At 61.0% G+C, this 13293-nt stretch carries 12 protein-coding genes; 1 reads left to right on the forward strand and 11 read right to left on the reverse strand.

What is annotated here, in order from left to right:
- Positions 1-127: 127 nt before the first annotated feature.
- Positions 128-1150, forward strand: coding sequence for a lysylphosphatidylglycerol synthase transmembrane domain-containing protein (locus tag F7R90_RS06785; protein ID WP_158056500.1), 1023 nt, complete (start codon positions 128-130; stop codon positions 1148-1150).
- 3 nt (positions 1151-1153) lie between these two features.
- Here the strand turns inward: F7R90_RS06785 and flaJ are convergent, their stop codons facing one another.
- The 11 genes from flaJ to cheA all read right to left on the reverse strand — a co-directional run bounded on the left by flaJ (position 1154) and on the right by cheA (position 13289).
- The gene (gene flaJ / locus F7R90_RS06790; RefSeq protein WP_158056501.1) at positions 1154-2875 is read right to left on the reverse strand and encodes an archaellar assembly protein FlaJ; all 1722 of its coding nucleotides are present in this window, start codon (positions 2873-2875) and stop codon (positions 1154-1156) included.
- 241 nt (positions 2876-3116) lie between these two features.
- Positions 3117-4892 (reverse strand): type II/IV secretion system ATPase subunit, encoded by a 1776-nt coding sequence (locus F7R90_RS06795; RefSeq protein WP_158056502.1) that lies wholly within the window; start codon positions 4890-4892, stop codon positions 3117-3119.
- Between the two features lie 6 nt (positions 4893-4898).
- Positions 4899-5666: an ATPase domain-containing protein gene (locus F7R90_RS06800; RefSeq protein ID WP_158056503.1), complete on the reverse strand. Its 768-nt coding sequence runs from the start codon at positions 5664-5666 to the stop codon at positions 4899-4901.
- The gene (locus F7R90_RS06805; protein ID WP_158056504.1) at positions 5663-6121 is read right to left on the reverse strand and encodes a flagellar protein G; all 459 of its coding nucleotides are present in this window, start codon (positions 6119-6121) and stop codon (positions 5663-5665) included. Before F7R90_RS06805 ends, F7R90_RS06800 begins: the two co-directional genes overlap by 4 nt.
- On the reverse strand, positions 6122-6568 hold the full coding sequence (locus F7R90_RS06810; protein WP_158056505.1) for a fla cluster protein FlaF: 447 nt from the start codon (positions 6566-6568) through the stop codon (positions 6122-6124).
- On the reverse strand, positions 6552-7961 hold the full coding sequence (locus F7R90_RS06815; protein ID WP_225741280.1) for a FlaD/FlaE family flagellar protein: 1410 nt from the start codon (positions 7959-7961) through the stop codon (positions 6552-6554). The genes F7R90_RS06810 and F7R90_RS06815 overlap by 17 nt, the downstream gene beginning before the upstream one ends.
- Before the next feature lie 119 nt (positions 7962-8080).
- Complete coding sequence (locus F7R90_RS06820) at positions 8081-8905, reverse strand: CheR family methyltransferase (protein ID WP_158056506.1); 825 nt, start codon at positions 8903-8905, stop codon at positions 8081-8083.
- Complete coding sequence (locus F7R90_RS06825) at positions 8902-9411, reverse strand: chemotaxis protein CheD (protein ID WP_158056507.1); 510 nt, start codon at positions 9409-9411, stop codon at positions 8902-8904. The genes F7R90_RS06820 and F7R90_RS06825 overlap by 4 nt, the downstream gene beginning before the upstream one ends.
- Positions 9408-10592, reverse strand: coding sequence for a chemotaxis protein CheC (locus tag F7R90_RS06830; protein WP_158056508.1), 1185 nt, complete (start codon positions 10590-10592; stop codon positions 9408-9410). The genes F7R90_RS06825 and F7R90_RS06830 overlap by 4 nt, the downstream gene beginning before the upstream one ends.
- Positions 10593-10614: 22 nt before the next feature.
- Entirely contained in the window at positions 10615-11226 is a 612-nt protein-coding gene (locus tag F7R90_RS06835) for a chemotaxis protein CheC (protein ID WP_158056509.1), read from the reverse strand.
- Positions 11223-13289 (reverse strand): chemotaxis protein CheA, encoded by a 2067-nt coding sequence (cheA, locus tag F7R90_RS06840; RefSeq protein ID WP_158056510.1) that lies wholly within the window; start codon positions 13287-13289, stop codon positions 11223-11225. The genes F7R90_RS06835 and cheA overlap by 4 nt, the downstream gene beginning before the upstream one ends.
- Positions 13290-13293: the final 4 nt, after the last annotated feature.

Consider the following 13293-nt stretch of genomic DNA (forward strand, 5'->3'; position numbering starts at 1 on the left):
AACTCGGTGACGCCCGCGTAGCGTCCCGTCTTTCGAGAGAATTCTCGGAAGCCGTAAATATTTTTTCGGTCCGGTGAAGCTGACGGGCCAGACGATATAACTGGCTCACTGCCGTCGTTTTTGCCGAATGTCGGCAGAGTCACCCGGCGTGACGATCGACCGCCGGACGAAACTGAAAGCACTCGTGGGGTTCGTCGTCGCCGGAGTCCTCCTGTACCTCTTCGGGCGCGTCATCGGGTGGGACGAGATACTCCGAACGTTCCAAGAAGCACAGCCAGCGTGGCTTCTCGCGGCCTGCCTCTCGACGCTCGCCTCGCTGGTCATCTGGTCTAAGTCGTGGGACGTCATCCTCCACACCGTCGGCATCGACGTTCCGTTCCGGAAAATCGTCGTCACCTACCTGGCGGCAACGTTCGCCGACTACGCGACGCCGTTCGGAAAGGCCGGTGGCGGCCCGTTCATCGCGTACGTCCTCGCCGCCGACACGGACGCGAACTACCAGGACAGTCTCGCCAGCGTCGTCACTGCCGACCTACTCAATTTGCTTCCGTTCTTCACGTTCGCGGGTGTCGGCACGCTCGCGCTCCTGATTCGAGGAGAAGTTCCGCGACAGGCACGCACGCTCGTCGTCGGCCTCGGGGGCCTCGCTATCCTCGTTCCACTTTTCATCTACGCCGGATGGAAACGACGGACTCTCGTCACGCGTATCGTCGGCGGCGTCACCGAACCGCTCGCGCGCCGCACCGACCGCATCGACGCAGACGGCATCCGTGAGCGCACGGAAGAGTTCTACGGCCACGTGGACCACATCGCCGCCAGTCGCGGTCAACTCCTTCACACGCTCGTCTACGCCTACGTCGGGTGGCTCTGCTTCGCCGCGCCGCTCTACTTCGCAGCCCAGACGCTCGGCCAGAGCATCAGTCCGTTCATCGTGCTGTTCGTCGTCCCTGCCAGTTCGCTCGCGGGCATCGTCCCGACTCCCGGCGGCGTCGGTGGCGTCGAGTTCGCCTTGGTCGGCCTGCTCGTCGCGCTGACGAGTTTCTCGCCAGAACTAGCTGCGAGCGTCGCGCTGGTCTACCGTGTCGCAAGTTACTGGTTTACGCTCGCCGTCGGCGGTCTCGCCGCGTTCCCCGTGATTCGCCGGACCTGACTCTCAGACGTTCAGGAACGACCCGACGACGATGCGAGTGAACACCGCGATGCCGCTGGAAATCCACGTCAGCAGCACGAAGTGGAGGTAGGCGTTGACCTTGTGCCCACCGTCGGCGATGCGGACCATCAGCGACGACAGCACGGAGTTGAGCAGGACGATGATGATGAGCAGGTACTCGATGGTGTCGATGTCGTAGACGCTCGTGTGGATGATGGTATCGAAGTTGAACTGTCCGGTGTTCAGCCCGATGGACATGCTCGCAAGCACTGCGACGATTTCGAGACCGATGAAGAACGCGAACGTCGAAGCGGCCGTGATACCGTACAGGACACCGATGAGCGTGACCGTGGACTGCTCGCGCCGTTCGCGCAACTGGAGGACCTCGTTCATGTTGCTGGAGATGAGTTCGCCGAGTTTCTTCGGGTCGCCACCCATCTGGCGGCCCACGAGGTACATCTCGCTGAATTTCTGGATGAGGTACGACCGCGAGTCTGCCGTGAAGTGTCGCCACGCCATCGCCGGTTCGATGCGCATGTTCAGTCGCTTGTAGAGGTCGTCCACGTTCTGGGTCAGCGCACCGAACTCCTTGCCACGCAGGCTCTCTAGAACCTTCGAAGTCGTACTCTGCTTGGCCGTCTCGGTGGCTCCGAGCGCGCGGATGAAGTTAGTGAACTCGTCGTCGCGCTCTTTGATGTACTCTTCTTCTTTGCGCGCCGCGATAGCCGGGATGAGCAACGGTGTTGTCGGAATCGCGGCGTAGAACGGCATCGGAATGTCGTCGGGGTTGATGTGCGTCTGTCCCGTCAGAACGAGCAGACAGGCTATCATCGTGACGAACGTGAGAAACACGCCCAATCCCACGGAGAGGCGGACGCGCCACTCGCTCCCAGTCGTCTTCTGGGGATGGTACCACAGCGGGTCGTGTGGCGCGGTATTCCGAATCATCAACAGGAATCCCATCTGCACGAACGCGAACATCACGACGACGGCGCTGACCGTCATCGTCGGGTCGGTCCCGGTGAGAATCGGGAGGACGGTGGCGAACACGAGGGCGAACGTCGCGGAGAGAATCATCGAGAGGTAGAGGTCCTTCATCACTTCGAGGTTCTCCAGCGACCCCTCGTAGATGGTCACGTAGTTCTGAATGACCACGTCCTGCTCGCTGAGCAGGAAGTCCTGAATCTCCTGTCCGGCGTTGATGGTGTACGCGAGTCGGTCCAGGAAGTCGGCGAACGGCTTGCTCGGCGACTTGTTCGCGCGGATGCGGAGCGCGTCGTCGAGGCTCTGGTTCCACGTGTCCACCAGTTGGACGATGCGTCGCATCTCTTCGGCGAGCGCACCGTACTCCTCCTCTTCGCCGAGGGTGCGGAACACCTCGACGCGGTCGATGTTCGCCGTCGAGAGGATGGTCATGTGTGTGATGAACAGGTGGAGGTTGTCCTCTATCTCCTTGCGTTTCTGGTCGCGCAGGAGCTTCGGGTAGACGACGGCGACGACCAACGAGAGCGCCCCCAGCAGCGGAATCGGGAGCGAAATCATCAGCGGGAAGTCCGTGACGACGAAGACGACGACGGTAATCAGGAAGAACAGAATCGACGGTGCGACTACCATGCCGACGTATCGAGAGACCGGCGTCTCCATCTGCCGGTAGGACTCTATCGTCGAGGACGCGAACCCGCTGAGCAGGTCTTTCGCGCCTTGTGGTTGTTCTTGTGCCGCCATGGATTTCCCGTCGTCTGAAACGCCGACTCGCAGCCTACTCGCGGGGTTTACGTCCCACCTTCATAAATCTTGCAAGGCGGATATATTTTCAGCTCTGCTTTATTAAGAGGGGTCCTGGAAGAAAGCGTCTGTAGCTGATAACAGTACAGTTTCGCCAGTCCACTGTCACCGAATAACGTACAATAGATACGTTCGCTTCGCGACAACTATCAGACGGTGCGGGAAAACGCTCGCGTCTCGGTCAGAATCCGCGGTGGATGTCGAACGGCAACCCGTCGATGCCGTCGCGCTGGAACGAGGTGATGGTCTCGTTCACGTCGTGGTAACCCAGAATGTTCTCTTCTATCATCCGCTCCATGAGTTCGGCGCGGAACTCCAACTCGTCGTAGATGTCGCGAGTGTTCTCGTAACCCAGCAAGGTCGCAATCTGCTCTTCCAAGACGTAGGAGTTGTTCATGCCTTGGAAGACAATTTCGTCCTCCACGGGGTCCCAGTAGAACGACTGGCGGGTGACGACGCCGCCCATCTCCTTCGAGTAGCCCTCGATTTCCTGCACCGAAGTCACGCGACGAAGCACGTCGTCGCCTTGTTTGACCCGGTTCTGGAACAGCGCCACGTCGGCGTTGTCCATGAACGTCTCGGGGATATTGATGGGGTCGCCAGTGAAACGCTGAATCATCGAGACGATGTCGCTCGCGTGGAACGTCAGCATCACGGGGTGACCGGTCTGGGCCGCCTGGAACGCCATGCGACCCTCTTCGCCACGAACCTCACCCACGATGATGTAGTCGGGGCGCGAACGCAGTGCGGCCGCGACGAGGTCGAACATGTCCACGTCCGAAGAGTCTTCGCCGCCGCCCTCACGCGTGAGCAACTGCTGCCACGTGTCGTGGGGCGGTAGAACCTCGGCGGTGTCCTCTGCGGTGTAAATCTTCGCGTCCCGCGGGATGAACGACATGATACAGTTCAGCGTCGTCGTCTTCCCGGACGCCGTCTCTCCGACGACGAACACCGTCTGCTCGTTCTCTAGGCAGAGCCAGAGATACGCCGCCAGCTTGGGCGACAACGTCCCCCACTTCGTAATCTGGGCGACGGAGAGCGGCGTCCCCTCGCCCTGACGGATGGTGAGGCTCGGTCCCTTCAGGCTCACGTCGTCGGAGTAGATGATGTTGATACGCGACCCGTCCGGCAGAGTCGAGTCCACGATAGGGTCGGAGTCCGAAACGGGGTCGCCCATCCGCTCGCCCATGTTGCGTAGCCAGTTGTCGAACCGCTCGTTGGACTGGAAGTCAACGCTGGTGCCGAGCATGCCGTACGTGCCGTGGTCCACGTACGTCTCGTGGGGGCCGATGACGTGAATGTCCTCGTTCGCCGGGTCGCGCATGATGGGTTCCAGCGGCCCGAATCCGACGATGTCACGATTCAATCGGTACCGGATGTTCTCGTAGGTCTGCTCGGACACTTCGTAGGTACCGATGTTGGTGAAGTCTTTGACAATTTCCACGACTTGCTCGGCGGAGAACGTCTGCACCCCGGTCTTGAAATCGTTGTACGAGATGCTCTTGACCCACTGGAGTATCTGTTGGGGCGACATCGACGAGAGGTTTCTGTTACCACCGTCGTCGTCGTTGACCAGCACCGTCTCGTCCAGCAGTTCTTCGATTCGGTCGTCGTACTCTGACTCGTCCTGTGGCGCGGGCTTGTTGACGCTCCGTTCGAGAATCTGGCTCCGAACTTTGCCGAACAGTTCCTGCTCGGTGCCCGAGAGTTCGGGTTCGATGCAGTGCAACTCCGTCTCTTGGCCGATGTCACCGTAGACGTGACTGTAGATGGGACCACCCACCGGGTAGATGACGTTCGGCTTGTCGGCTTCCCAGTCGCTACTGGGTTCATCGACCAACCGTGGGAACTCCCCGGTGAACTGCTTGAACCGTTTCAGGTAGTCCCGCAAGTGCGGCCGCCGCATGGCTACTTCCCGCAGGTCGTCCTGTATCTGTGCGGTCCCGTGTTCTGTCATAGTTGATTATGCGACGCTACGACTCTCGATGACGATGCCCGCGTCCGCACGGACCGAGTATCCGATAGTGTCACCGACCTGTTCGCCCATCCCGGCGAATCGCTTGACTGAGATGTTGCGGCGCACGTCGTTGCCGACTTCGACCATCTGGAGTTCCATGAACACGTCGGCGATGGCACGGAACGGACCGATGGCTTCCTCGTCCACGGTGGAGGGGTCCACCGTGAGGACGATGACCTGCCCCTGCGAAACGAGGTCACGGAAGAACGAGATGATTTCGAGTGCCGCTTGGCGCTCCTCGTTCTGACGGATGAGTGCCTCGAACATGGGGTCGTTGCGGAGGATGGCGTCGAACGTGTCGATGACGATGACGTCGGCGTTCCACATCGCTTCCGCGTTCATCAGGCGGTTGAGCAGTTCCTTACGTGACCCCTCTTCGTCGTCGTTCGACGGCGCGGTCAGTCGGCCGCCGCCCGTGTCCACGTCCGCGTGGAGGAACAACAGGCGTTCGTCCAAGAGGTGGTCTTCGACGCCGTAAGACAACGAGTGCATCTGGTCGATGAACCCACCGATAGTGAGTTCCGTCGAGAGCAGCGTCACCGAGTGGCCCGTCTCACAGAGTCCGTAACTGAATCGCTGGCTCATCGCACTCTTGCCCGCGCCGTAGTCGCCTTCGATGAGGACGATGGACCCGCGCGGGATACCGCCGCCAAGTTCGTGGTTCAGTCGGTCGTGGTCGTCGAGGCCGAGCGAGTATAGGTTGTCTTGTGTCATGGTGTTCTGAATCTGAGCGTCTGCGTGTCTTCGTTGACTATCACGGTCACGCGGTGGTCACCGTTCGCCAGCGTCTGGGCGGGGTCGATTTCGACTTTGACGACGTTTCCGACGGTCCAGTACTGCCCATCGACCACCGTCAAAGTAACATCAACTTGATACTTCCCGTCTATTAGCACGTCGATCTTGTCGTTCTCAGCTTCGAGGTCCCGCCTTCCGGTGTTCTTTACCAACAGCGTGACGTTCCCTTCGCCGTCGCCGTCGTACACCGCACTGCTACCAGGGTCGCTGATTATCTCGACGTCCGTCCGCACGTCTTCCATCACGTCCACGCTTCTGTCACCGAGGGCCGACGAGAGCCGCTGGACCCCACTGGTGAACGTCCCGGCGACGCTCGCTGCGATGAGCAGACTGGCGATGAACAAGATGAGATGGGAAGTCGAGACGCTCGCCATTCAGAGTGCCTCCTTGGCTGCGGCCACACCAGACTCCGTGACGACCTTCACGCGTGGAGTGGTCGTCGAGACGGAGGTATTGAACTGGAGGGTTTCGCCGGGGAGCCACAGGTTCGTGTCCTTATTTCCGCTGACGTTGAGCGTCTCCATTTCCGTATGGGGCCTGTACACTCCTTCTATAAGAATGTCGGTGTCGTCAACCGACAACGTCGTGCTACCCGTGTTGTTGACTTCCACGGTAAGGTACGTCTCTCCACCGGCGTTGCCGACGCTGGTCGAGACGATGCTCAACGCTGTGTTCTGTTGTTCGAGGGCGTCGCCCTGACTCCCCTCGTACGCGTCGTTGACGCGCTCCATCCCGTTGTTCGCGGCTGTGTAGGCCATCCCGAAGCTGATGAAGATGCCGAGGAAGATGACGACGGTCGCCCCGCTAACGCTGAATCCCATCGCGCCCACCTCGAATCTGCGCACAGTGTTCGACGATCTTCCGTTGGACGGCGTCGCCGGTCAACTGGCTCAGGAAGGTCAGGCTCTGAATGTGGTCGTCGATTTCGAGCGCAGCGGGACCAGTCTCGCCAGGATCGACTTCGTTCACGTCGGCGAATCCACCGACGAACGACAGAAGCTCTTCCTCGACCGACTCGCTAATCCAGCCGATGTCACCGTAGTAGGTGATGGTTCGAACCGCGTCGTCTGCTCCGAACTCCGTGACGAGGAACTCCAACCACTCCATCACCACGAGGTCCGAGACGTAGCCGCTCGGAAGACGGGCGAGGTACGGTTTGCTGTCCAGTCCGGAACTGTTCGATTGAACTGGTGTCGCGGGCTCGGCTTCCGTCGGTTCCGTGTCGTCCGGTTCGTCGAACTCGAAGTCCCCGTCGGGCGACTCCGGTTCGGCCTCTACCTCGACGGTCGGTTCCTGTTCGGGGTCGGCGTCGGTCTCCTCGCCTTCCTCTTCTTCCGCCCAATCGGCGTCGCCCGACTCGTACTCCTCTTTTAGGTCTTGGAAGGTCGAACCACCGGCCTGCCCGCCGTCCGCGTCGTCTGCGTCGTCCGTGTCGGTTTCCATGTTCATGTCGTCCACTTCTCCCATTCCCTCGTCGGGGCTATCGAATCCGAGGTCGTCCCCGCCGAGGTCGTCGTCTTCGCCCTCGAAGTCGTCTTCTTCGTCCTCGAAGTCGTCGTCGAAGAAGCTCTCTGCTTCTGCGTCGGCGATGTCGGAGTCGAGGTCTTCTTCCTCCTCTTCCTCCTGCTCGCCGTCGAAGAGGCCGAAGCCACCTTCGTCGCCGCCGAGGGCACCGCCACCCATGCCGTCGCCCATCCCGCCGCCCTGCACGTCGTCCACGAAGGGGTTGACGCCGCGGGTGACCATCTCGTAGATTTCGAGTAGCTTGCGGACGTTCTCCTCGGCGTCGTCCACTTTGCCACTGATCTGTTCGTTCTCGCTCCGGACGGTCCCGACGGTCGAAGAGATTTCGGCGACTTCGTTCTCCAACTCGTCGATGCGGTTCTCCAACTCTTGGGTCGGGCCACCGCCGCCACCCATGCCGCCGAACTCGTCGTCGCCGCCGCCACCGTCGGCCCAATCGCCCATGCCGTCTTCCATTCCCATGTCGTCACCCATGTCGCCGAAGTCGTCGTCCATCCCGCCGTCCATCCCGCCGTTCATCCCGCCGTCCATGCCGTCGCCCATGCCGTCACCGAACAACTCGTCGTCGCCGCCGCCTTCGGCTTCGACGTTCTCGCCCTCCTCTTCGTCCATGAAATCCATGATACCCATGGCGACCATACTCGTCCCGACGAGGTGGACGAATTGGTCGCTGAGACCGATAAGTTTCATTACCGACAACAGCGAACTTCCGCCACATTAATCTTCCCCCTGAGTTATCAGCTATGATACTCCGGGACACCCGAGAGAAAAGGAGGTTTTGAGGGTCTATACGGTGGGATTTACGCCACTTACCCTCGCTTATCGGATGTGTCCATTTGTCTGTATATCCGCAGTCGGCGCTCCACAGACTCGAACTTTGGTTTCAGTGACTCCGGCAACGTCTCTGTTTTCCCGATAACTAAGAACCCACCGTCACGAAGCGACTCGGTCACCGTCCGGAGGATGGGCAGTTTGTGTTCGGTGTCGATGTAGATGAACAAGTTCCGACAGATGACGAAGTCGAAGTTCGACTTCGGTTCTCCGTTGATGAGGTCGTGACGCTGGAAGCTCACGCGCTCTTTCACGGCGTCGGTGACGGCGAACTGGTCGCCCTCTCGTTCGATGAACCGCTCGTAGTTCGACAGCGGCGCGAGCTGTTCGCCGATGTCGGTCGTGCGCGTACTCTCGTAGACGCCCTGTCGCGCGGCCGCGAGTATCTCGCGGTCGATGTCGGTCGCAGTTATCTCCACGCGCGACTCGTCTATCTCGGGGTCGTCCAACGCCAGCATCGAAAGCGAGTAGGGCTCCCGGCCGTCCGAGCAGGCAGCACTCCACAGTCTGACCCGTCGATTGTCGTCGGTCAGTTCGCGCAACACCGGACGCATCTCTTCCCAGACTTCCGGGTTACGGAAGAAGCTCGTCACGTTGACCGAGAACGCGTCGAGAAGTGCGTCACACTCCTCCTCGTCGTCACGTAGCAGGTCGTGGTACTCCTCGTAGGTGTCGGTATCGGTCCGACGCATCCGGGAGGAGACTCGCCGGTCGAGATACGAGTCGTCGTAGTAACTCGTCGCGAATCCGAGTTCTGCCTCGACGTACTCGGTGAGTCGGTCGAACGTCGGGTCCTCACTCATAGTTCGACGACCTCCTCGTGGGCGCTCTTGACGGTCAGCGTCCACGTAGCCGGGTGGAGTTCTAACGAGCGACCGTAGTCGCCACCGACGTCTTCGGCGACGAGTTCCACGTCGAATGAAGCCAACGTCTCGCGGGACTGCTCGACGTTCCGCTTGCCGACCGCCTCGCCGACGCCGGAGAATTCGAGCATCTGACTACCGCCCGTCAGTTTCGCTTCGATGCGGTCGCGGTCCGCACCACCGTCTTCGACGGCGGCCAACAGTTGCTCGACGGCCGTCGGAACTGCTTTCGCTGGCTTGGATTCGCGGGCGCTCTCGGTCGGTGCCGGGAGCATGACGTGTGCCAGTCCAGCAACCTTCGTGTCGGGGTCTCCGAGAGCGATACCGACACAGGAGCCGAGACCGCTGGTCGTAATCTTGGTGTCGCCGGTCGCGACGGCGTAGTCGGCCACGCCGACCTTCACTCGGTCTCTCACGTCACTCCCAGAGACAGAGTCTGTGTTCATAGTTCGAGCGACCCCGCCTTCGTCGTCCGCTCGGCAGTCGCACCGACTTCGAGTTGTGCGAGTGCTTCGCGGAGTTCTTCCTCGTCTGGGATGGCGTACACGCCGCAGTCGAACTCGCGGTCGTCAGCGTGGAGCGTCGCGTCGAAGAAGAACGCGAACTCCTGTCGCTGACCGAGACGCGCGACGAGCGAATCTGCGATGGCCGTCCCCATATCGTGGACGAACTGTGGCGTCGAGATTTCGATAGACGTTTCGAGGACGTTCGCCCACCCGTCGATGAAACTGGACGCCATCACGTTCCCCAACTCCTGCATCGCGCTCTGGGCCATGCCATCGAACGATTCGACCGTCTCGGTACCGGGAACCAAGGCCGCGGCGACTTCGCGCGCAGACGACTCGTCGAGTAGTATCATGACGTAGCCGCCCGGCATCCCCTCGAACGACAAGACGACTCCGACGTGACGCTGCTCGGAGAGTTCGGCTGGAACGTCTTCGACGGGGACGAAACTCAGCGTCGTGATGTCCACTTCGGTGTCGATACCCGTCATGGTCGAGACGCTCTGAGACGCGGTCGTCGCACCCGCGTGGGCCATCTCGCGGAGCGTTCCCAACTTTTCGAGCGGGATGTCGTCGCCGTCCGCGAGCATGGTGTCCATCGACTCGGGGTCGGGAAACATGTGGAAGGCGACGTCGAGTTCCTCGCCGACTGCGCCGACGTGACTGCGGAAGACGAACGCATGGTCCTGTTCGTCGTCGAGTCCGGCCGACAACAGGAGGTCGCCCTGTTCGCCTTCGACGTACTCCGGCGGCGTGATGTCGATGGTGGTACCTAACTCATCGGCCCACCCATCGACGAAGCCGCTGGTGACGACGTTCCCGAGTTCACAGACGGCGCTCTCGCTCAACGCTTCCCCAGGCATCAGTGCGTCCAACAGCGTCTCCGCGCTTTCTGGCGCGAACGAGAGCAACGTCCCGCCCCGGATGCCGCCGTCGAAGTCGATGGCGACGGCGACTCGCTCCTCGTCGTCTCGCGCGAGGTCTTCCGACGACGCCAACGTCATCTTCGTCACGTCGACTTCCGTTTCGATGCCGGTCATCCCCGAGAGGTTCTGGGCGGCGCGCTCCGCGCCTTCGTGGGCCGCTCGGCTGAAGGTGCCGAGCGATTCGACATTCACGTTCATGCTGGAGACCAACGAGTGAACGTCATATCTCTATCTGTTGCATCAGTTCGACCAATTCCGCGAGTTCGGGGAACGTGTACACTTTCACTTCCACGTCGGCGTTGCGGGCCCGAACTTGCGAGTCGAAGACGAGTGCCATCTCGTCGGGCCGAGACCCGACGAGGTTATCGACCATCCGACTCCCCGCACCGTAGGTGAACTTCGGCGTCGAGATGTCGATGGTCGTGTTCAGCACGTTCGCCCACCCGTCGATGAACCCACTGGTCATGATGTTCCCGATTTCCTGTACTGCTGACCGCTCCATGTCGCTGAATCCCTTCGAGTCGGAGGACTGTCCGCCCATCATTCCGGCCGCGAGGTTCTTCGCGCTCCGGGCACTGAACAGGAACAGAATGTATCCGTGGGGTGGTTCGACTAACTCGATGTGGATACCGACTTGCTTCTCGTGACCGACGTGCGTCTTGATGTCGTCGATTTCGAGGAAGTTAATCTTGGTAATCTCCATCTCGGTCTCCATCCCGGTCATCTGACTCAGGTGGTCGGCGACGGTGTTCGCCCCCTCCTTCGCCATCTGGTTGAAGAGATTCAGCTTTCGAATATCGACCTTCAAATCAGTAGTTTCTCCTCTGCTCATAATGATTCCACGTCCAATATCGTCACTACGTCGCCCTCGCCGAGGACTGCGGCACCCGAGAGGCCGGGGATGCCGGAGAGGATGCCCTCGAACGGCTTGACGACGACTTCTTCTTGTCTGCTCACGGCGTCACAGTGGATGGCGACCTGCCGCTCGGACTCTTTGACGCGAACGAGCATGCCGTCGCCGTTGCGCGTCTCGCCCGGCACGTCGAGTGCGTCGCCCAGTCGAATGAGCGGGTAGACGGTGTCGTCGTGCGTGACGACTTCCTCGCCCTCGACAGTTTTGACCGCACCCATGCGCCGGATTTCGTCCACGTTCTTGATGGGGATGCCGTACTCCTCCTCGCCGGACTGGACGAACAGCACCTTGACGATAGCGACGGTCACCGGAAGCGAGAGGCTGAACGTCGTCCCCTCGCCCGGCGTGCTGTCGATGTCGATGTGGCCGTCGAGGCGCGAGACGGTGTCCTGGACCACGTCCATCCCGACGCCGCGGCCGCTCACGTCGGTCACTTCCTCGTTGGTCGAGAAGCCAGCGTGGAAGACGAGTTTCTGGGCTTCTTCGTCTTCCAACTCGTCGGCCTCTTCGCGGGTCATGATGCCTTTCTCGACAGCCTTCGCCCGAATTCCGTCGGGGTCGATGCCGCCACCGTCGTCTTCGACGGTGATGGTCACGCGGTCGCGCTCGCGCGACCCGCGCAGGCGAATCGTCCCCTCGGTCGGCTTACCTGCTTCGTCGCGTTCGGCTGGCGGCTCGATGCCGTGGTCTACCGCGTTCCGAAGCAGGTGCATCAGCGGGTCGCTAATCTCGTCCAGGATGGTGCGGTCCAACTCGATGTCGGTGCCCTCCATCTCGAAGTTGATTTCTTTCTCTTGGGTGCGAGCGAGGTCCCGCACGAGTCGCGGGAACTTGTTGACGACCTTCTTCAGCGGCACCAGTCGCATGTCCATCACGGTGTCTTGCAGGCTGGACGTAATCTTGTCCAGTTCGTCGAGGTGGTCTTCGGCGCTGTCTAGCTGGGCCTGCTCGACCGACCGACGAAGCTTGATGCGACTCGTGACGAGTTGCTCGACCTGTCCGTGGATGTCGTCCAGTTGGTCCACGTCCACGCGAACCGACTGAATCTCCTCGATTTCGCCACCGGACTTGCTGGAACTGCTCTCTTTGGACTCGGACGAATCGTCGTCTTCGCCATCTGTGGCTTCAGCCTCCGCCTCCGCTTCGGCCTGCTTGCGCGCGGCGGCGGCGGCCTCGGTCGCAACGTCGATGGCGTCCGCCTCGATTGGCGTGACGGTGCCGTCGGTAATCTTGCTGACCGCTCCGACGACCGCCTCGACTTCGCCAGCGCTGTCTGCGCCGACGAACACGTCGAAGCCGTCCTCGTACTCGCCTTCGTTGATGGCGTCCACGTCGGGAACCGCACCGAGGATGTCGAGGTCGTCACTCAACCCCTGTAGCGCGAACATCCCGTCTACGGCTTTCATCTGCGCGTCGCTCATATCGACGGCCACGTGGAACGTTGGCGTCTCTACGGCGGCTAGCGTCGCGGGGTCGTCTAGTTTGGCGAGTGCTTCTTCGAGAGCCTCGTCGTCGCTGTCCGCGTCGTCGTCAGCATCGCCACTCGTCTCGTCGCCCGCATCAGCCGACTCGGTGTCTGGTTCGTCGGCCGACTGGCTGGCGATGCCACCTGCTTCGAGGACGCCGCGAATCTCGGCGATGGTCTCCTCGTGGTCGGCACTCGACTCGCCGTTCTCCTCGATTTCGTCGAGCGCGCGGTCGATTTCGTCAACGCCGTCGAAGACGAGGTCCATAATCTCCGGCGACACGTCCATCCGACCCTGCCGAATCTCGTCCAGTAGGTCTTCCAGCGCGTGTGCGAGGTCGCTCTCGCTCTGGTAGCCCATCGCGCCGAAGTTGCCTTTCAGCGTGTGTGCCGTCCGGAAAATCGAGTCCATCGCCTCCTCGTCACTGGGGTCGTCCTCCAGTTCGAGCAGCGAGTTGTTCAACTCCGTGATGTTCTCCTCGCTTTCGCGTATGAATTCTTGTAAGTAGTCTTCCATTCGT

The sequence above is a fragment of the Halorussus halophilus genome (genome assembly GCF_008831545.1).
GTDB lineage: Archaea > Halobacteriota > Halobacteria > Halobacteriales > Haladaptataceae > Halorussus > Halorussus halophilus.